The sequence below is a fragment of the uncultured Stenotrophomonas sp. genome, from assembly GCF_913778665.1.
In the GTDB taxonomy this organism is placed as follows: domain Bacteria; phylum Pseudomonadota; class Gammaproteobacteria; order Xanthomonadales; family Xanthomonadaceae; genus Stenotrophomonas.
Window position 1 is genome coordinate 215,346 of sequence record NZ_CAJYVQ010000004.1, and the last position, 20,037, is coordinate 235,382.

13 protein-coding genes are annotated in these 20,037 nt (G+C 68.8%); 11 read left to right on the forward strand and 2 right to left on the reverse strand.

Going from position 1 to position 20,037, the window contains the following annotated elements:
- Positions 1-18: 18 nt before the first annotated feature.
- Positions 19-3,705, forward strand: coding sequence for an indolepyruvate ferredoxin oxidoreductase family protein (locus tag QZ853_RS05810; protein WP_295571324.1), 3,687 nt, complete (start codon positions 19-21; stop codon positions 3,703-3,705).
- A 72-nt stretch (positions 3,706-3,777) separates the two neighbouring features.
- On the opposite strand, the gene QZ853_RS05815 is transcribed toward QZ853_RS05810, so the two are convergent.
- Positions 3,778-4,392 carry a DUF938 domain-containing protein gene (locus QZ853_RS05815; protein WP_295571325.1) on the reverse strand — a complete coding sequence of 205 codons (615 nt, stop codon included), beginning with the start codon at positions 4,390-4,392 and terminating at the stop codon, positions 3,778-3,780.
- A gap of 515 nt (positions 4,393-4,907) precedes the next feature.
- Here QZ853_RS05815 and QZ853_RS05820 point away from each other — a divergent pair.
- Genes QZ853_RS05820 through QZ853_RS05860 form a run of 9 tightly spaced genes read left to right on the forward strand, consistent with a single transcriptional unit; the run spans position 4,908 to position 17,255 of the window.
- Positions 4,908-6,539 carry a TldD/PmbA family protein gene (locus tag QZ853_RS05820; protein ID WP_295571326.1) on the forward strand — a complete coding sequence of 544 codons (1,632 nt, stop codon included), beginning with the start codon at positions 4,908-4,910 and terminating at the stop codon, positions 6,537-6,539.
- A 31-nt stretch (positions 6,540-6,570) separates the two neighbouring features.
- On the forward strand, positions 6,571-8,205 hold the full coding sequence (locus tag QZ853_RS05825) for a TldD/PmbA family protein (protein WP_295571327.1): 1,635 nt from the start codon (positions 6,571-6,573) through the stop codon (positions 8,203-8,205).
- A 21-nt stretch (positions 8,206-8,226) separates the two neighbouring features.
- Positions 8,227-9,561: a TldD/PmbA family protein gene (locus QZ853_RS05830; RefSeq protein WP_295571328.1), complete on the forward strand. Its 1,335-nt coding sequence runs from the start codon at positions 8,227-8,229 to the stop codon at positions 9,559-9,561.
- Positions 9,561-10,268, forward strand: coding sequence for a DUF4159 domain-containing protein (locus tag QZ853_RS05835; protein WP_005421001.1), 708 nt, complete (start codon positions 9,561-9,563; stop codon positions 10,266-10,268). Before QZ853_RS05830 ends, QZ853_RS05835 begins: the two co-directional genes overlap by 1 nt.
- A 17-nt stretch (positions 10,269-10,285) precedes the next feature.
- The gene (locus QZ853_RS05840) at positions 10,286-11,269 is read left to right on the forward strand and encodes a MoxR family ATPase (RefSeq protein WP_295571329.1); all 984 of its coding nucleotides are present in this window, start codon (positions 10,286-10,288) and stop codon (positions 11,267-11,269) included.
- A gap of 7 nt (positions 11,270-11,276) precedes the next feature.
- Positions 11,277-12,173 carry a DUF58 domain-containing protein gene (locus QZ853_RS05845; protein ID WP_295571330.1) on the forward strand — a complete coding sequence of 299 codons (897 nt, stop codon included), beginning with the start codon at positions 11,277-11,279 and terminating at the stop codon, positions 12,171-12,173.
- A complete protein-coding gene (locus tag QZ853_RS05850; RefSeq protein ID WP_295571331.1) occupies positions 12,170-13,288 on the forward strand; it encodes a BatA domain-containing protein in 1,119 nt (372 codons plus the stop codon). The genes QZ853_RS05845 and QZ853_RS05850 overlap by 4 nt, the downstream gene beginning before the upstream one ends.
- Positions 13,285-15,450: a hypothetical protein gene (locus QZ853_RS05855; protein WP_295571332.1), complete on the forward strand. Its 2,166-nt coding sequence runs from the start codon at positions 13,285-13,287 to the stop codon at positions 15,448-15,450. Before QZ853_RS05850 ends, QZ853_RS05855 begins: the two co-directional genes overlap by 4 nt.
- A complete protein-coding gene (locus QZ853_RS05860; RefSeq protein ID WP_295571333.1) occupies positions 15,447-17,255 on the forward strand; it encodes a hypothetical protein in 1,809 nt (602 codons plus the stop codon). The genes QZ853_RS05855 and QZ853_RS05860 overlap by 4 nt, the downstream gene beginning before the upstream one ends.
- A 48-nt stretch (positions 17,256-17,303) precedes the next feature.
- Here the strand turns inward: QZ853_RS05860 and QZ853_RS05865 are convergent, their stop codons facing one another.
- Complete coding sequence (locus QZ853_RS05865) at positions 17,304-17,972, reverse strand: hypothetical protein (protein WP_295571334.1); 669 nt, start codon at positions 17,970-17,972, stop codon at positions 17,304-17,306.
- A gap of 148 nt (positions 17,973-18,120) precedes the next feature.
- Here QZ853_RS05865 and QZ853_RS05870 point away from each other — a divergent pair, with 148 nt between their 5' ends.
- Positions 18,121-20,025, forward strand: a complete 1,905-nt coding sequence (locus QZ853_RS05870) for a hypothetical protein (RefSeq protein WP_295571335.1) — start codon at positions 18,121-18,123, stop codon at positions 20,023-20,025.
- Positions 20,026-20,037: the final 12 nt, after the last annotated feature.

Below are 20,037 nucleotides of genomic sequence, written 5' to 3' on the forward strand. Positions count from 1 at the left end.
ATCCTGACCAGGCCAGCCATGACCAGTACCGCGCAACTCACTTCGCCGTCTTCCGCCGACCTGCTCGATCGTGATTACACGCTCGACCACAAGTACACCCGAAACGAGGGCCGGATCTACCTGAGTGGCGTGCAGGCGCTGGTACGGCTGCCGCTGATGCAGCGCCTGCGCGATGCCGCCGAAGGCATCGACAGCGCCGGGTTCGTCAGTGGCTACCGTGGCAGCCCGCTGGGCGGCTTCGACCTGGAGCTGTGGCGCGCGCGCAAGCACCTGGACGCGGCCAAGGTGAAATTCACCCCGGGCCTGAACGAGGACCTGGGCGCCACCATGGTGTGGGGCACGCAGCAGACCAACCTGTTCCCCGGCGCCAACGTGCAGGGCGTGTTCGGCATGTGGTACGGCAAGGGGCCGGGCGTGGATCGCTGCGGCGACGTGTTCAAGCACGCCAATGCCGCCGGCACCTCGCGCTACGGCGGCGTGCTGGCGCTGGCCGCCGATGACCATGCCTGCCGCAGCTCGACCCTGCCGCACGGCAGCGAGGACGAGTTCGTCAGCGCGATGATGCCGGTGCTGAACCCGGCCGGCGTGCAGGACATCCTCGACATGGGCCTGCTGGGCTGGGCGATGAGCCGCTACACCGGCCGCTGGGTCGGCTTCAAGACGATCGCCGAGACGGTGGAATCGTCGGCCTCGGTCGAGGTCGATCCGCTGGCGCGCCGCATCGTGCTGCCGGAAGACTTCGACATGCCCAGCGGCGGCCTCAACATCCGCTGGCCGGACCCGCCGCTGGATCAGGAAATGCGCCTGCACCGCTATGCGGTGAAGGCCGCGCAGGCGTTCGCCCGCGCCAACGGCATCGACAAGGTGGTAATGGATGCGCCGCGCGCGCGGCTGGGTATCGTCACCACCGGCAAGAGCTATCTGGACGTGCTGCAGGCGCTGGAATACCTGGGCCTGGACGAAGCGGCGTGCGCCGACATCGGCATCCGCGTGTACAAGGTCGGCATGACCTGGCCGCTGGAGCCAGAAGGTATCGCCCGCTTCGCGCAGGGCCTGGAAGACATCATCGTGGTGGAGGAGAAGCGCGCCTTCATCGAGCGCCAGATCAAGGAGCAGTTCTTCAACTGGCCGGCCAGCTGGGGCCAGCGTCCGTCCATCGTCGGCAAGTACGACGAGAGCGGCGAGTGGATCCTGCCGTCCACCGGCGAACTGACCCCGGCCACCATCGCCGGCGTGATCGGCCGCCGCATCCAGAAGTTCTTCAACAACGAATCGATCGAGCAGCGCCTGCAGTGGATGCAGGAGAAGGAAGCCGAGCTTGCGTTGCCGCGCGCCAGCTTCCCGCGCGTGCCGCACTACTGCTCGGGCTGCCCGCACAACACCTCCACCCAGGTCCCGGACGGTTCGCGTGCACTGGCCGGTATCGGTTGCCATTACATGGTGACCTGGATGGACCGAAGCACCGACACCTTCACCCACATGGGCGGCGAAGGCGTGACCTGGGCCGGGCAGGCGCCGTTCACCGATACCCCGCACGTGTTCCAGAACCTGGGCGACGGCACCTACTTCCACAGTGGTTCGCTGGCGATCCGGCAGGCGGTCGCGGCCGGCGTCAACATCACCTACAAGATCCTCTACAACGATGCGGTGGCGATGACCGGCGGCCAGCCGGTGGACGGCCCGCTGAGCGTGCCCGACATCGCACGGCAGATGCGCGCCGAAGGCATCCACACCATCGTGGTGTTGTCGGACAACATCGGCAAGTGGACCGGCCAGCGCGAGCACTTCCCCAGTGACGTGGAGTTCCACGACCGCAGCGAACTGGAAGACGTGCAGAAGCGCCTGCGCGAAGTGAAGGGTGTTTCGATCCTGATCTACGAGCAGACCTGTGCCACCGAGAAGCGCCGCCGCCGCAAGCGCGGCAAGCTGGAAGATCCGCAGAAGCGGGTGCTGATCAACTCGCTGGTCTGCGAAGGCTGCGGCGACTGCGGCAAGAAGAGCTTCTGCGTGTCGGTGCTACCGAAGGAAACCGAGTTCGGGCGCAAGCGCGAGATCGACCAGTCCAACTGCAACAAGGACTATTCCTGCGTGAACGGCTTCTGCCCGAGCTTCGTCACCGTGCACGGCGGCCAGCCGCGCAAGGGCAGCAAGCGTGATGCCTCCACACTGCTGGACAACCTGCCGGCGCCGACCATCCGCGGCACGCTGGAACAGCCCTGGAACATCCTGATCACCGGCGTCGGCGGCACCGGCGTGGTGACCATCGGCGCGCTGCTGGGCATGGCCGGTCACCTGGAAGGCAAGGGCGCGACCGTGCTTGACCAGACCGGCCTGGCGCAGAAGGGTGGCGCGGTGACCACGCACATCCGCATCGCGCGCCGACCGGACGACATCCACGCGGTGCGCATCGCCGCCGGCGAAGCCGACCTGGTACTGGGCTGCGACATGGTGGTGGTCAACGACTACTGGGCGCTGTCGAAGGTGCGCGCCGGCCGCTCGCAGGTGGTGTTGAACACCTACGAAGCGATGCCGGGCACCTTCACCACACGACCGGACATGCAGTTCCCCGCCGCCGACATCATCGCCGGCGTGCGCGTGGCGCTGGGCGGCCAGGAGCCGCTGCTGCTGGATGCCACCCAGCTGGCCACCGCGCTGCTGGGCGATGCCATCGCCGCCAACCTGTTCATCCTTGGCTACGCCTGGCAGCAGGGCCTGGTGCCGCTGTCGTTCGAATCGCTGATGCGCGCCATCGAACTCAATGGCGCCGCCGTGGCGATGAACCAGCAGGCGTTTGCGTGGGGTCGCCTGGCCGTGGTCGATCCGCAGGCCGTGCAGCAGGCCGCCGGCCTGGTACGCAACCGCCACACCGATACCGAATCCACCCCGGGCCCGCTGCATCCGCTGCCGCCGGGCGAGTGGGAAGGCAACGAGTGGGGCGCCACCGCGGCGCCGCGCAACACCGGCGACGAACGCGAGCTGCGCGGCCTGCCCTCGCATGGCGGCGACGTGGCCTTCCTGCCGCTGGACGACGCGCGCCTGTCGCGTTCGCTGGACGAAATGATCGAGCGTCGCGCCGCCTTCCTGGTCGAGTACCAGGATGCCGCCTATGCCAACCGCTACCGCGACCTGGTGGCGCGCGTGCGCGCCGCCGAAGCCGAGCGCATCGGCGGCTCCACCGCGCTGACCGAGACCGTGGCCCGCTACCTGTTCAAGCTGATGGCGTACAAGGATGAGTACGAAGTGGCCCGCCTGTACACCAGCGGCGATTTCCAGCGCCGCCTGCAGCAGCAGTTCGAGGGTGACTACCAAGTGCGCTTCCACCTGGCGCCGCCGCTGTTTGCGAAGAAGGACGAGCACGGCCGGCTGCTGAAGAAGGAATACGGCCCGTGGATGTTCAAGGCGTTCGGTCTGCTGGCGAAGTTGAAGTTCCTGCGTGGCGGGCGCCTTGATGTGTTCGGCCATACCGAGGAGCGCCGCATGGAGCGCCAGCTGATCGGTGACTACGAGGCGACCGTGCAAATGCTGCTGGATGGCCTGGACGACGACCGCCTGGCACTGGCGGTGGAGATCGCCAGCATTCCCGAGCACATCCGCGGCTTCGGCCACGTCAAGGAAGCTCACTTCGCGCAGGCCAAGGCACGCGAAGCCGCGCTGCTGGCGCAGTGGCGCAACCCGAAGGCGCTGCATATCGTGCAGGTGGCCTGAAGATAGTGCCGGCCGCTGGCCGGCACCTTCCTGGCAATCGAATGCCGGGGAGCGGCCGGGACTGCCGGCGGCTCAGCCCAACCGCCACAGCAGCAACCGGTTGTTGGCCGGCATCGCCACGTCGCCCAGGCGGGTGAACCCGTTGTCCGCCGCCAGCGCCTGCACCGCTTCGCTATCGCGGATACCGCTGCGGGGATCGCGCGCCTTCAGCCAGTCATCGAACTGCGCGTTGCTGTCGCTGGTGTAGCGGCCGCCGTAATTGAACGGCCCATACACCGCCAGCAGCGCGCCATGGCGCAGCTCCGACGGCAGTGCGGCGAACAGCGCCTGTACGTGGTCCCAGCTCATGATGTGCAGCGTGTTGGCGCTGAACGCGGCGTCGAACGTGCTGCCCTGGGGCAGCGACAGGCCGGGTGCCGGCGGCAGTTCCACCTGCAGCGCCAGCGGCGGCAGCAGATTCAGCAAGGCCGCTTCGGCACGCCATGCCTCGATGCCAGGGAGGTGGTCCGGGTGATCACTGGGCTGCCAGCGCAGCCACGGCCAGCGCTCGGCGAAGAAGGCGGCGTGCTGGCCGGTGCCGCTGCCGATTTCCAGCAGCCGATGACGGTCGCCCATCCACGGGTCGAGTGCGGCGGCAATCGGTTCTCGGTTGCGCTCGCAGGCTTCTGAATACGGCTTGCTCGACATCAGGACGGGGTCCAGGCGGGGTCGGCCCCATTGTGCACGAGGGGGATGTGCCTGCAGGGCTTGCAGCCCTGCACCCGCAGAAACCGGAGCCAGAGCAACGTCAAAAGCTGGCATTCCGTGGGTTGGCGGGGTGGGCCCGGTTGCGGGGGACGCCGTAAATACGTCCATGTAGGCTCGGTCGCGCCATCCATGGCGCTCACGCCCCCGCAACCGGACCCACCCCGCCTTCGACAGTTTTCTGCGATCTGTCGGGACGTCATGGGGTCAGATCCGCTTTCCGAAGGAAAACAGATCTGACCCCAAATGAATCTCGATATCTGACAGGTGTGCCGACCAAGGCCGACACCTACCAACAGCCACAGGGATCTGTCAGAGGCGGGGCAAAGCCCTGCCGAAACCCTCCCAACCATGACTGCAGTCACTTGTCCCCACGCCCCGCGCTGGCGAAAGTCGAGAGGTTGACGTGATCGGCTCGGCCCGTTGCCGGCCGCACGCAAGCGAGAGAGAGAAACGCTGTGCAACGACGTGAGTTCCTGGCTTTTTCCGGTCTGGGCCTGGCGGGACTGCTGCTGCCGCATTCCCGAGCCATCGCCGCCGAGCAGCTGCTGGTCCCGGTCGATACCGCCCAGCGCCGGCGCCTTGCCGAGGTCGCCCTCGCCTCCGCGCGCGGCGCCAAGGCCAGCTACTGCGATGTGCGCATCGGCCGCTACCTCAACCAGTCGGTCATCACCCGCGAGCACCAGGTCGGCAATGTGACCAACCGCGAGTCGTCCGGCGTGGGCGTGCGCGTGATCGTCAACGGTGCCTGGGGCTTCGCCGCCACCCATCAGCAGACCGAGGCCGCCGTGCGTGCTGCGGTCGAGCAGGCCGCCGCAATCGCGCGCGCCAACGCCACCCTCCAGACCCGGCCGGTGCAGCTGGCACCGACCCCGCCGGTCGGCGAGGTGCGCTGGCAGACGCCGGTGCGCCGCAATGCCATGGCCGTGCCGATCCAGGACAAGGTCGAGCTGCTGCTGGCGCTCAATGCCGCCGCGCTGAATGCGGGCGCCGACTTCATCAATTCCACCCTGTTCCTGGTCAACGAGCAGAAGTACTTCGCCTCCAGCGACGGCTCGTTCATCGACCAGGACATCCACCGCATCTGGCTGCCCTTCACCGCCACCGCCATCGACAAGGCCAGCGGCAGGTTCCGCACCCGCGCCGGCCTGTCCTCGCCGATGGGCATGGGCTACGAGTTCCTCGATGGCGATGCACGCGGCAAGGTGCAGCTGCCGGGCGGCATCACCGCCTACCGTGATTCCTACGACCCGGTCGAGGACGCCGTCGCCGCCGCCCGCCATGCGCGCGAGAAGCTGAAGGCGCCGTCGGTGAAGCCCGGCAAGTACGACCTGGTGCTGGACCCGTCCAACCTGTTCCTGACCATCCACGAGAACGTCGGCCACCCGCTGGAGCTGGACCGCGTGCTCGGCTACGAGGCCAACTACGCCGGCACCAGCTTCGCCACGCTGGACAAGCGCGATGCCGGCTTCCGCTGGGGCAGCGACATCGTCACCTTCTTCGCCGACAAGACCCAGCCGGGCAGCCTCGGTGCGGTCGGCTACGACGACGAAGGCGTGAAGACCCAGCGCTGGGATCTGGTGCGCGACGGCATCCTCGTCGACTACCAGGCCACCCGCGATGAAGCCCATATCCTCGGCCGCGACGCGTCGCATGGCTGCAGCTATGCCGATTCCTGGTCCAGCGTGCAGTTCCAGCGCATGGCCAATGTCTCGCTGGCGCCGGGCAGGCAGCCGCTCAGTGTCGAAGACATGATCAAGGACGTGGAGAACGGCATCTGGATCCACGGCCGCGGCTCTTACTCGATCGACCAGCAGCGCTACAACGCGCAGTTCGGTGGCCAGCTGTACTACCAGATCAAGGACGGAAAGATCGCGGGCATGGTCGAGGACGCGGCCTACCAGATCCGCACGCCGGAGTTCTGGAACGCCTGTAGCGCGATCTGCGATGAGCGCGACTTCCGCCTCGGCGGTTCGTTCTTCGATGGCAAGGGCCAGCCGGGCCAGGTCTCGGCGGTTTCGCACGGCTCGTCCACCACCCGCTTCAACGGCATCAACATCATCAACACCGCGCGCAGTCTCGGCGCTTGAGCCACCCCATCCTTCGACATGGAGAGCAGCCTTGCAAAGACGTGACTTCCTGGCCCTGACCGGGCTTACCGCGGGCGGACTGATCGTGCCCTCCTTCTTCGGCAAGGTGATCGCCGCCGAGCAGCTGCAGTCCAGCCTCGACCCGGCGCTGAAGAAGCGCCTGGCCGACGCTGCGCTGCAGGCGGCACGCAGCGCCGGTGCCACGTACTGCGATGTGCGCATCGGCCGCTACCTGCGCCAGTTCGTGATCACCCGCGAAGACAAGGTGCAGAACGTGGTGAACACCGAGTCCACCGGTGTGGGCATCCGCGTCATCGTCAACGGCGCCTGGGGCTTCGCCGCCACCAACGCGCTGGGCACCGCCGACGTGGCCCGGGCCGCGCAGCAGGCGGCCGCCATCGCCAAGGCCAATGCCGGCGTGCAGACCGCGCCGGTGCAGCTGGCCAAGGCGCCGGGCGTTGGCGAGGTGAGCTGGCGCACGCCGATCCGCAAGAACGCGATGGACGTGCCGATCAAGGACAAGGTCGGGCTGCTGCTGGACGTCAACGCCGCCGCGATGGGCGCTGGTGCCAGCTTCGTCAACTCGATGCTGTTCCTGGTCAACGAGCAGAAGTACTTCGCCTCCACCGACGGCTCCTACATCGACCAGGACGTGCACCGCATCTGGGCGCCGATGACGGTCACCGCGATCGACAAGTCCAGCGGCAAGTTCCGTACCCGCTCCGGGCTGTCTTCACCGATGGGCCTGGGCTACGAGTACCTGGACGGCGCGGCCGCCGGCAAGGTGGTCAGCCCGAACGGCGTGGTCAACTACAGCACCTCCTACGACATGAAGGAAGATGCCATCGCCGCCGCCAGGCAGGCGCAGGAGAAGCTGAAGGCACCATCGGTGAAGCCGGGCAAGTACGACCTGGTCCTCGACCCCTCGCACACCTGGCTGACCATCCACGAATCCATCGGCCACCCGCTGGAACTGGATCGCGTGCTTGGCTACGAAGCCAACTACGCCGGCACCAGCTTCGCCACGCTGGACAAGCGCGAGCAGCATTTCCAGTACGGCAGCGAGCTGGTCAACATCTTCGCCGACAAGACCCAGCCGGGCAGCCTCGGCGCCGTTGCGTACGACGACGAAGGCGTGAAGTGCAAGCGCTGGGACCTGATCAGCAGCGGCAAGCTGGTCGATTACCAGACCATCCGCGACCAGGCCCACATCCTCGGCAAGACCGAGTCCGATGGCTGCTGCTATGCCGATTCGTGGTCCAGCGTGCAGTTCCAGCGCATGGCCAACGTGTCGATGGCACCGGGAAAGAAGCCGTTGAGCGTGCCGGACCTGATCAAGGACGTGGAGAACGGCATCTACATCATCGGCGACGGCTCGTTCTCGATCGACCAGCAGCGCTACAACGCGCAGTTCGGCGGCCAGCTGTTCTACGAGATCAAGAACGGCCAGATCACCCGCATGCTGGAAGACGTGGCCTACCAGATCCGCACGCCCGAGTTCTGGAACGCCTGCACCGCGGTGGCCGACGAGCGCGATTACCGCCTGGGCGGTTCGTTCTTCGACGGCAAGGGCCAGCCGGGCCAGGTCTCGGCGGTCTCGCACGGTTCGTCGACCGCGCGCTTCAACGGCATCAACGTCATCAACACCGCACGCAGCCTCGGCTGACCGGTCAGGAGCCCTTACACCATGAGTATCTTCACCGAAGCCCAGGCCAAGGCCATCCTCGACAAGGTCATTGCCCTGTCCAAGGCCGACGAGTGCACCGCCGTGCTGGCCGGTTCCATCGACGGCAACATCCGTTTCGCACTGAACAACGTCTCCACCAGCGGCATCGTCGACAACACCGAACTGGCCGTCACCGTGGCCTTCGGCAAGCGCGTCGGCACCGCCTCGATCAACGAGTTCGATGATGCGGCGCTGGAACGCGTGGTACGCCGTGCCGAAGACCTTGCGCGCCTGGCCCCGGAGAACCCGGAGTTCATGCCGGCCATCGGCAAGCAGAGCTACCGCGCGAGCCCGACCTTCAGCGAGTCCACCGCCGCGATCGATCCGGCCTTCCGCGCCAAGGTCGCCGCCGATTCGATCGCGCCGTGCCGTGGCCACGGCCTGATCGCCGCCGGCTTCCTCGAGGATGGCCAGGGCTTCCAGGCCACCGCCAACAGCAACGGCAACTTCGCCTACCAGCGCACCACCAACTTCGATTACACCTGCACCGTGCGCACCGAAGATGGCCGCGGCTCGGGCTGGGTCGGCCGCAACCTGAAGGACGCGGCGGACTTCAAGGCCGACCAGGACATCCGAATCGCCATGCGCAAGGCCACCGAATCGGCCGAAGCCAAGGCGCTGGAGCCAGGCAAGTACACGGTGATCCTGGAGCCGGCCGCGGCCGCTGGCCTGATCAGCTTCATGATGAACTTCTTCAACGCGCGCTCGGCCGACGAGGGCCGCAGCTTCCTGTCGAAGAAGGGCGGCGGCAACAAGCTGGGCGAACAGGTCTACGACCCGCGCGTGACCATGATCGCCGACCCCTGGCACCCCGAGGCGCCGGTACTGCCGTGGGACGGCGAGGGGCTGCCGCGCGAGCGCATGGCCATCATCGAAAACGGCAGGATCGCCAACCTGAACTACTCGCGCTTCTGGGCGCAGAAGCAGGGCAAGACTGCCAAGGCATCGCCAGGCAACCTGCTGATGAGTGGTGGCGACAAGAGCACCGCCGAGCTGGTGCGCGGCACCCAGAAGGGCATCCTGGTCACCCGCACCTGGTACATCCGCATGGTCGATCCGCAGACCGTGCTGCTGACCGGCCTGACCCGCGACGGTACCTTCTACATCGAAAACGGCCAGATCAAGCACCCGGTGAAGAATTTCCGCTTCAACGAGTCGCCGGTGATCATGCTCAACAACATCGAAGAGCTGGGCAAGCCGGTGCGCGTGGCCGGTGATGAATCCAGCTACGTGATGATGATCCCGCCGATGAAGCTGCGCGATTTCACCTTCACCTCGCTGTCCGACGCGGTCTGATGGATCGCCGGGCCTGCCTGCGCTGGTTGGCCGCTGCCGCTTCGGCGGCGGCGCTTCCAGCCTGGGCGCAGGCGGGCCCGCGCAGTTCACGCTACGACTTCTGGTTCACCCGCCTGCAGTACGACTCCGGTGACTGGGACGTGGATGCGCGCATGCCATCCAACCTGATCACCTCGCTGATCGACTACACCTCGCTGCGGGTCGATCCGCAGGAGCATGTGGTGGCGCTGGCCGACCCGCGCATGCTGGAAGCGCCGTTCTGCTACCTGGCCGGGCACACGCTGGTCGAGTTCAACGCCGCCGAACGGCAGAACTTCGTGCGCTACGTGCGCAACGGTGGCTTTGTCTTCGTCGACGACTGCAACCATGACATCGACGGCCTGTTCGCCACCTCGTTCGAGGCGCAGATGGGCCGCCTGTTCGGGCCCAAGGCATTGCAGAAACTGCCCAACAGCCACGCGCTGTACCGAAGTTTCTTCCGTTTCCCCGACGGCCCGCCCGCCACCAGCTTCGAACTCAACGGCTGGGGTGACGACCTGGTGCACGACTACCTGAAGGGCATCGAGGTCGACGGCCGCCTGGGCCTGCTCTACAGCAACAAGGACTATGGCTGCGAGTGGGACTACGACTGGCGCAACAAGCGTTTCCTGGCCGAAGACAACACCCGCTTCGGCGTCAACATCGTGATGTACGCGTTGAACAATTGATAGGACCTGCCCCCCCCATGACCGCCCCCGACCTCGATTCCCTGCTGCCGCGCCTGCACGATCTGCGCGCTGCGCTCGCTCGCGCCGTGGTGGGCCAGAACACCGTGGTCGAACAGCTGCTGATCGGCCTGCTGGCCGGCGGCCACTGCCTGCTGGAAGGCGCGCCGGGCCTCGGCAAGACCCTGCTGGTGCGCTCGCTCGGGCAGGCGCTGGAACTGCAGTTCCGGCGCGTGCAGTTCACCCCCGACCTGATGCCCAGCGACATCCTCGGCACTGAGCTGCTGGAGGAGGACCACGGCACCGGCCATCGCCATTTCCGCTTCCAGCAGGGCCCGATCTTCACCAACCTGCTGCTCGCCGACGAGCTCAACCGCACCCCGCCCAAGACCCAGGCGGCGCTGCTGGAGGCCATGCAGGAGCGCACGGTCAGCTACGCGGGCACCACCTATGCGCTGCCCGCGCCGTTCTTCGTGCTGGCCACGCAGAACCCGATCGAGCAGGCCGGTACCTATCCGCTGCCGGAAGCGCAGCTGGACCGTTTCCTGCTGCACGTGCTGGTGGATTACCCAAGCGAGGACGAAGAACGGCAGATCCTGGAACAGACCACCGGCGGTGCCACCGACGCGGTGCCGAAGGTGATGGATGCCGAGGCGGTGATCGCCCTGCAGGCTGCGGTGCGCCAGGTGCACGTCAGCCCCGATGTGCTGGCCTGGATCACCCGCCTGGTGCGCGCCAGCCGGCCAGGTGAAGGCGCCCCGGCTGCGATCAACCAGTGGGTGAAATGGGGTGCTGGCCCGCGTGCCGGCCAGTCGCTGGTACTGGCGGCCAAGGCGCGTGCACTGCTGCAGGGCCGTTTCGCCGCCACCCGCGAGGATGTGCAGGCGCTGGCCGCGCCGGTGATGCGCCACCGCCTGTTGCTGTCGTTCGCCGCCGAGGCCGAGCAGAAGCGCGCCGACGATGCGGTCGCGGCGCTGCTGCAGGCCGTGCCGTTCCCGGGTTGATCCTCGCGTGGGCGCAGGCACCCCGCTGACCCTGCCACCGGAACTGCGTGCGCGCCTGCGCCTGCTGCGGTTGCGGCCGCGCCTGGCCAGCGGCAGCAGCGGCATCGGCCAGCACGCCAGCCGCAGCCGCGGTGCCGGCCTGGAATTCGCCCAGTACCGCGCCTACGAGCCCGGCGACGAACTGCGCCAGATCGACTGGAAGCTGTATGCGCGCTCGGACCGCTTCTTCGTCCGTGAATCGGAGCGCGAAAGCCCGATCACGGTCTGGCTGCTGCTCGATGCCACAGCCTCCGCCAGCCAGGCCGATCGCGCAGCGCCGCAGCGCACGCGCCTGGACCACATGCGCGGCGTGGCCGCATGCCTGGTCGAATTGGCCCTGCAACAGGGCGACCGGTTCGGCCTGATGGCCGTCAATGGCGATGGCCTGCAACTGATACCGGCCGCGAACGGCGCACGCCAGCGTGATCGCGTGCATCTGCACCTGCATGCGTTGCAGGCCCGCGGCAGTTGGCCCGCCGCCGAGCGCCTGCGCCCGTTATGGGAGCGCGTGCGCCCGGGCGATCTGCTGCTGGCGATGGGCGACGGGTTCGACGAGGCCGGCATCATGCTGCTGGAACACCTGGCCAGCGCGCGCCGCGAAGCAGCGCTACTGCAGATCCTGACCGCTGACGAGCGCGATTTCCCGTTCGATGCCGGCCATCGCTTCCGCGATCCCGAGACCAGTGAAGAACTGCTGGGTGACGGCGCAGCGATCCGGGCCGGCTACCTGCAGCGCTTTGCCGCTGCGCACCTCGCCTTGCGGTCGCGGCTGCAGGCCAGCGGCATCGCCCACGCCACCGGCTGGCTCGATCAGCCGCTGGATCAACCGCTGCAGGCATTGTTCGGCCGCGGGGGCGGCGCATGAACCTGCTGTTCCCGCTGGGCCTGGCCGCGCTGGCCGCGTGGCTGCTGCCGCTGCTGATCCACCTGGCCCGGCGCCATCCGTACACGCCGCTGGATTTCGCCGCACTGCGCTGGCTGCGCGCACAGATCCGCCCACGCCAGCGCATCCGCTTCGATGATTGGCCGCTGCTGCTGGTCCGCTTGCTGTTGCTGGCCGCGCTGGGACTGCTACTGGCGCGCCCGGCGCTGACCAGCAGCGCAGCACCGCCCAGCGCGTGGACCGTGGTCGCGCCCGGGCTCGATGCCCGCGCACTGCGCGGCACCAACGAAGAGGGCAACTGGCATTGGCTGGCACCCGGCTTCCCGTCCGTCGAGCGGCCGGCGCCCACGAGACCCGCACCGCTTGCGAGCCTGCTGCGCGAACTCGATGCGCAGCTGCCCGGCGGCACCGCGCTGACCGTGCATGTGCCCGATCCGCTGCCTGGCCTTGATGGCGCACGCCTGCAGCTGTCACGTCCCGTGCAGTGGCAGGCGCATGCCGTACCCGTTGCCAGCACACAAGCCGCACGTCCCCCGCCGCGCCTGCGCGTGCATGCCGAGGCACCGGCCAGCGCGCGGCATTGGATCAGCGCCCTGCAGCGTGCTTGGAGCACCCGGCCTGCCGATGCCGAGCTGCCTGCCGACACGCTCCCTGCACGCGGCGAGATCGCGGTGTGGGGGCGTTCCGACGCATTGCCGGCCGCATGGCAGGCCTGGCTGCGCGACGGCGGCAGCGTAGTGACCGCGGCCAGACCTGAGGCTGCCGCCAGCGTGGTGCTGCGCAGTGCAGAAGGCGCACCGCTGCTGTGGCAGCAGCGCATCGGCCAGGGCCGTCTGCTGTCGTTGCCCGGAGAATGGGACCCCGCCCACAACGGCGCGCTGCGTGATGCCCGCTTGCCGCGAGCCCTGCTGCTGGCCCTGCAACCGCCAGCACTGCCGCGCGCAGGCGATGCGCGGGATCAGGCACCGCAGCAGGCGGTGCTGCCCGTGACTGCCGCCGCACCCCGCGAGCTGACACGGTGGCTGCTGCTGGCCATCGTGCTGCTGTTCGCGCTGGAACGCGGGATGGCCAGTCGCGCAGCGCGGAGGCCGGCATGAACGCGTTGCAGCGCAGCTGGCAGCACGCACGTCGCCGCCGCGCCGGCATCTCTATGCTGCTTGGCCTGCCGTGGACGCTGGCTGCCACCGCGCTGACCCTGCGCCTGACCGGCTTCGATGCCGCCTGCGTGGTCGTCACGCTGGGCCTGCTTGCCTGCAGCGGCGTGGCCGTCGCGCGGGCAAGGCAGTTGGACCGGCGCTGGCTGCAGCGCCAGCTCGATGGCAGCGGCCGCAGCGAGGACAGCGCCGACCTGCTGTTTGCCGATGTCGCCCACCTCAACCCGTTGCAGCAGCGCCAGCGCGCGCATGTGCTGGCCACGCTGGAACACGCGATGCCGGAGCTGCGCCCTCGCTGGCCCCGCGCCGCACTGGCGCTGTGCTGGACTGGCGCCCTTGCCGTCGCCCTGCTCGCCTTGGGCTGGCCCCGCAGCGCAGGCGTCTCCGCAGGCAGCGGAGCCACGGCCACGGCCCCCGCAGTCACGGCCGCCCCGCTGCAGCTGCAGTCCACCCGCCTGCAGATCGATGCACCGGCCTACACCGGCCAGGCCACGCTCACCCAGAACGCACTGGACGCCAAGGTGGCCGCCGACAGCCGGCTGTCGTGGTCGCTGCGCTTCGACCGCACGCCCAGCAAGGCCTGGCTGCAGTTCCACGACGGGCGACGGCTGCCGCTGCGCGAACACGATGGCCAATGGCAGGCACAGGACGTGGCCCGCGCACCGGTGCTGTACCGCGTGATCAGTGAGCCCGCTCTGGCCAGCACCCGCCTTTACCGGCTGGAGGTGGTGGCCGACCGCGCGCCCAGCGTGCGCGTGCTGGAACCGGCTGCCAGCCTGGTCCTGGGCACGCCGGGACAGCGGCAGTGGGCGCTGCGCTTCGAAGCCAGCGATGATTACGGCGTGGCCGCGCAGGCAACGCTGTCGATCACCACCACCCAGGGCAGTGGCGAGAACATCACCTTCGTCCAGCGCAGCGTCACCCTCACCGGCAGCGGCGAACCCACCGCGCGGCGCTTCGCCCACACCCTCGATCTGGCAGCGCTGGGCGCGCAGCCCGGCAACGATGTGATCGCCCAGCTGGAAGTACGCGACAACCATGCCCCCAGCGCGCAGACCGGTCGCAGCAGCAGCGTGATCCTGCGCCTGCCCACCACCGAAGTCGCGCTCGGTGCCGAACTGGAAGGCCGCATCAAGAAGACCCTGCCGGCCTATTTCCGCAGCCAGCGGCAGATCATCATCGACGCCGAGGCGCTGATCCGCCAACGCCGCGGCCTGGCCGCCGATGAGTTCATCAAGCGCAGCGATGCCGTCGGCGTCGACCAGCGCATCCTGCGCCTGCGCTACGGCCAGTTCCTCGGCGAGGAAAGCGAGGGCGGAGCGAAGCCGCCGCCGACCAGCGACCTGCCCACCAGCGACGCACCCACGGCGGACGCGCAGGATCACGACGACGACCACGGACATGCCCAGGCCGGCGCGCGTGACGACCACGATCATGACCACGGCGGTACCGCCGGCAACACCGACACGCCGCCGGTGTTCGGCAGCGCCACCGACGTGCTGTCCGAGTACGGCCACACCCACGACCACGCCGAGGCCGCCACCCTGCTCGACCCGCAGACCCGCGCCACGCTGAAGGCCGCGCTGGACCAGATGTGGTCGTCCGAGGGTGAGTTGCGCCAGGGCCGCCCGGAGCAGGCGCTGCCGTTCGCCTACAAGGCGCTGGCCTTCATCAAGCAGGTGCAGCAGGCCGAGCGCATCTATCTGGCCCGTGTCGGCCCGGAACTGCCGCCGATCGACGAGAGCCGACGCCTCGGCGGCGACCGCACCGGGCTGGCCAGCCGCGAGCTGCCGCTGGCCGCGCGCACGCCGCCGGACCCAGCCATCGTCGAGGCCTGGCAGCGGCTGGGGGATGGCGATGGCACGCCTGACCTGGACGCGTTGGCGACGTGGCAGCAGCGCAACGCCGCCTTCCTGCCCGATGCCCTCGATCTGGCCGCCGCCATTGAACAGCTGCGCATCGAACCGGACTGCAGCGACTGCCGCCAACGCCTGCGCGCACAGCTGTGGCGCGCCTTGCAGCGTCCGCTGCCGCAGGTGATGCGGCGCACGGTCACCGATGCAATGGGCCAGCGTTATCTTGATGCGCTGGAGGCACAGCCATGAACGCCACTGCATTGAGCCTGTGGCTTGCCGTGGCCCTGGCAGTCATCGTCATCCTCGCCAGCGTCCTGCAGCTGCGCGCACCAACCGCCCATCGCGCTCGGCGCGCGGCACGCCTGGCGCTGCAGGCCATCGCCGCCGTGCTGCTGTACTTCTGCCTGCTGCCGCCCAGCCAGCAGCGGCCTGCGGGCGGCCTGGTCGTGCTCGCTGCGGACGCGGCCACGGCTGGCACGTTGCCGGCCAGCGATGGCCCGCTGCTGCTGTTGCCGGAGGCGGCGGATGTGCCGGGCGGCCAGCGTGTCCCTGATCTGGCCACGGCGCTGCGCCAGCGCCCAACCTCCGCGTTGACCCTGGTCGGCACCGGCCTGGCCGCGCGTGACCGCGGCGCCGCGCTGCCGGCGAACCTGCGCTGGCAGGCCTCGCCCGCACCGCGTGGCTGGATCGCGCTGCAGCCGCCGGCCGACGCCGCACCCGGTGCGCGCTTCGAGGTGCACGCCCAAGCACGCGGTGCAAGCGCTGGCCGCGCCGAACTGCTGGATCCGGCCGACACCGTGGTTGATCGCGTGGACGTGGCCGCCGATGGCCGCGTGCAGCTCAGCGGGATTGCCCGCGCGCCGGGTCGCAGCGTCTTCCATCTGCGCCTGCTGGATGCGAAGGCCCAGGTGCTGGACAGCGTGCCGGTGCCGCAGCAGACACTGTCGGCCGCACCGCTGCGCCTGTGGGTGCGTGCCAGCGCACCCGGCCCGGAACTGAAGTACTTGCGGCGCTGGGCCATCGATGCCGGCCTGCGCGTGCAGATGCAGGCCGACACCGGCGCCGGGCTGAGCGTGGGCGATGGCGCGGTGGCGCTGGATGCGGCCGCACTGGCGCGCAGCGACCTGCTGCTGCTCGACGAGCGCAGCCTGGCGGCACTGAGCGCGGGGCAACTGGCAGCGGTGCGCCAGGCCCTGCGCGATGGCCTCGGTGTGCTGGTCCGCAGCGCCGGCGCTCCATCGGCCAGCGCGCGGCAACGCCTGCGTGATCTCGGACTGCCGGTGCAGGGCGATGGCAGCAGCCATGCCGTCGAACTGCCTGGCGATGGCGAGAGCACGATGCTCGCCGCACGACGCGGCCCCCTGGATTCGGCCACCCTGCCCACCGCCGATGGCGAAGCGGCGGACCGCAGCTCGCACAGCGCCTCCCTGCCCTCGCTGGAGGCGCTGGCGCTGCAGGTGAACGACGGCAGCGCGCTGCTGCACGACACGGCCGGCCAGCCCCTCGGCGGCTGGCGCAGCGTCGGCAAGGGCCGCATCGGCCTGCTGCCGATCACCGACAGCTGGCGTTGGGTACTGTCCGGCCGCGATGATCGCCATGGCGAACTGTGGAGCGGCGTGATCGCGACGCTGGCGCGTGCACAGGGCGGCGGCGATCCGCTGTGGTCGCCACAGCCCCTTGCCTGGGCAGGCGAGCGGCAGGCGCTGTGTGGCGTGCAGTCGCCGCTGCAGGCGTTCGATGCGAAAGACGCGGGCGTTCCGCTCGTGGTCGATGCCAGTACCTCGTCGATGCGCTGCGCGGGCTGGTGGCCGCAGGTGGCAGGCTGGCAGCGGCTGCAGCATGGCAACACGACTGTCTGGCGCTATGTGTTCGACCCAAAGGCTGCGCCCGCCCTGCACCGGCAGTCGATCATCGACGCAACAACACAGGCACTGGCAACGGCCACGCCTGCCAGCAGCGCAGCGATGCAGCCGGTGCCCGGCTCACGCTGGCCATGGTGGCTGGCGTTCGTGCTGTGCGCATCGCTGCTGTGGTGGCTGGAACGGCGGCGCTGAGCCGGGGTCGGATCCCTTTCGCCCGCGAAAGGGCTCTGATCCCATCCCTCACCGCGCCCCGGTACGCCGGTACACGCCGTCGAAGCGCACGTTCATGCCGCCGCATTCGCTGTTGTCCGACACCACCAGCACGTTGCCCAGCAACTGTGCGTGCACCCTGCAGCTGTCCTCGACGAAATCCACCTGGCTGCCGCGTGGCGTGGCCTGCGCTTCCACCTGGCCCATGTTCGGCCCATACGGCCGCTGTTCCGGCGTGGGGTTGGCCGAGGGCCAGTAGGCATCACCTTCGACATGAAGCTGGCTGCCACGCACCGAGATGCGCAGCCCGTTGTCGCCATCCTTCCACTCACCGGCCCAGCGCTGCAGCGTCGGCGTCACCCGCGCCACCGGCTGCAGCTTGCTGCGGTCGACCCAACCGGCGCTGCCACCCACCTTGTTGGGGAAAAACGCGCAGCGGTAGGGGCCCAGGTCGCGGCCGGTCACCACCGTGTCACCGCTCACCACGTAGCTGCGCTGGCGGCAGGCGGGCTCGCCCTTGGCCGGGCAGCCGTCCATGTCACCCAGCAGATACAAGCGCTGCGTGTCCACTACCTTGGCCACGGCGAAATCCGATTGCGCGGAAGGGAACGCGCCGTTGCGGCACGAGCCGTCATCGGCCAGATCGCTGGCCAGCAGGGGCACGGGCAGGAGCAGGGCAAGCAGAAAGATTTTCGACACCGCAGCAGCAACCAGAAGGGAGGACGACAGGATCGTACGCTCCTGCCTGTCATTGGCACCACCTTCTGCAACAAATTGCATTTCCCGGGCTGTCGCTGCCGCGCAGACTACCCAGTCGCCTTCCAGCACCGCATCAACACCTGCGCACATGAAACTTGTTGGTGTACTTCTCGCCCTGCTTGCCGCACTTCCCATACTGCTTGATTACCTTGCCCGCTGGGAAGCGTTCCGCGCGTTGAAGTCACTCGCAGAACAAGCGCCGGTGCGTCTGCTCAGCGAGGACGAGGACGCCGCGCTGGAGCCGTTCCGCAGCGCGCTGGAGCTGGGCCGCGATTGCGGCGTTCGCATTCTTGAGGGGCCCTGCGTCGAGCACCGCCGATGGATGCGGGGCGGCGCCAGCTCAGCCTGGCGCAGCCTCGCCGGGGTCAAGGTGCTGCTGCCCTTCGACGCGCTGGGGCACGTCGGTACCCACAACCGTGCCGAAGTGGTACTCGGTCGCCGCTTTGTGATCATCGTCCGCATGGGGGGGTTCGATATCGCGACGGCCGGCACGCGTACGCTGCGCACGGCCGCGGCACAGATCAGCGAACGCCGCGAGACCGCAGATGAGCGGACACAGCGCCGACGGCCGGCCATTCCATGGTGGCCCACCGGGCTGGCGCTGGCGGCCGGCATCTGCGGAGCACTGCCACAGCTGGGCCTGGGCCAATGGAGCTGGATGGCCGTGGCAGTGGGGCTGGTACTGGCGTCTATTGCGTTCGTGCTGTACCTGCGCAGGCACGTGGGAACGAAGGTGCTGCAGCCCGTGGTGCGCGTGCGGGGTCGGCTCAGCGAGCTGCAGTTCGCCGATCCGCACGAGAGTACCTTCAGCCACAGGGTGATGCTGCTGGGCAATGACCAGCGGCTGGTCATCGACCCGGCCTGGATGGGGTCCGGGGCCATCACCCGGGGGCGCTGGCTGGAGGCCGAGGTCCGCCCGCACGACCGGCGCCTGTTGTCCCTGGGCCCGGACTGGTCACTGAGTGCCGACGAAAAGCGGTTTCCACCGGTGCCGGTCGCCCGTCACCTGCTGATGTTCCTGGTGGCGGTGCTGTCACTGCTGCTGGTGCTCTGGTCGGGTGACGGCCCGCGGATCGAGGCAGCGCGTGCGGCAGAGCTGCTCGGCCCTGCCAAGCTGCGGACGGACACGCAGCCCGGAACGCTGCTGGGGCATCCTCCCGCCCCCGGCGATGGGGTGCACGTCACGGTCGATGCCACCTGCGAGCTGGTCACCCGGCGGCATGCCGGGCATGTGCTGGCGGTGCCCGACTGCAGCCGCCTCCGCTGGGGAGGCTCCCCGCTGCAGGTGCCCCCTCTGGCGGTTGCCGACTCCATCCTGCGCCTGGGTGCCGGGAATACCCTGCGCGTGCATTGGAAACCGGTCGACGGCATATTCCCTGCTTACCAGCGGGTGTCGGGGCTGAATGCGCTGCGCCGCGAACTGGACGCTGCCTGCACCGATGGTCTACGCGGCTGCGACGATCTCCGCGCACAGCTTGCGGCGCTCTCCCCGGACGACAGCGCAATGCTTCCCCGTTGGACGATCATCAACCTCCAGGACGCTCTGGAAGAGGCCGCCCATGCACCTGTTCTTGCTGCGTGGGCTGCATCCACGCCCGCGCTTCTGGCCGCACAGAACGGTGGCGTCGTACTGGTGGATGCCGAGGCGAATCGGGAATCGGACACCGCCGCGTTCGCGTTTGGCGATGCCGGTGCAGCGTGGGAGAGCATGCGCGACGCCACCACGCGCGCGACGCGGATCGCCTGGTCCGGCACCGTGCAGTCCCGCAGCACGGATGGTCGGACGCTGTGGCTGGAGGTGAACCGCACACGCGCTGCCCATGGCGCCATCGCGGGGATGGCCTACTGCATCTGGCTGATCGGTGCGTCATTGCTGGCCCTGGTCCAGGGCATCCTGCTGGTCCGCGCCGTGCCCCAGGCACTCTCGCGGTCCGTCGCCTTCGCCGAGGAACTCAAGCGGCGCCCGGCACCGCGTGCCTCCTGGCCGGCATGATGCGCGGTGCCG

What these genes read in the sequence shown, in the direction of transcription:
- QZ853_RS05830 (WP_295571328.1), top strand. Translation starts at nt 8,227, where the DNA reads ATGAGTATCTTCACCGAAGCCCAGGCCAAGGCCATCCTCGACAAGGTC.
- QZ853_RS05860 (WP_295571333.1), top strand. Translation starts at nt 15,447, where the DNA reads ATGAACGCCACTGCATTGAGCCTGTGGCTTGCCGTGGCCCTGGCAGTC.
- QZ853_RS05835 (WP_005421001.1), top strand. Translation starts at nt 9,561, where the DNA reads ATGGATCGCCGGGCCTGCCTGCGCTGGTTGGCCGCTGCCGCTTCGGCG.
- QZ853_RS05815 (WP_295571325.1), bottom strand. Translation starts at nt 4,392, where the DNA reads ATGTCGAGCAAGCCGTATTCAGAAGCCTGCGAGCGCAACCGAGAACCG.
- QZ853_RS05870 (WP_295571335.1), top strand. Translation starts at nt 18,121, where the DNA reads ATGAAACTTGTTGGTGTACTTCTCGCCCTGCTTGCCGCACTTCCCATA.
- QZ853_RS05855 (WP_295571332.1), top strand. Translation starts at nt 13,285, where the DNA reads ATGAACGCGTTGCAGCGCAGCTGGCAGCACGCACGTCGCCGCCGCGCC.
- QZ853_RS05840 (WP_295571329.1), top strand. Translation starts at nt 10,286, where the DNA reads ATGACCGCCCCCGACCTCGATTCCCTGCTGCCGCGCCTGCACGATCTG.
- QZ853_RS05810 (WP_295571324.1), top strand. Translation starts at nt 19, where the DNA reads ATGACCAGTACCGCGCAACTCACTTCGCCGTCTTCCGCCGACCTGCTC.
- QZ853_RS05850 (WP_295571331.1), top strand. Translation starts at nt 12,170, where the DNA reads ATGAACCTGCTGTTCCCGCTGGGCCTGGCCGCGCTGGCCGCGTGGCTG.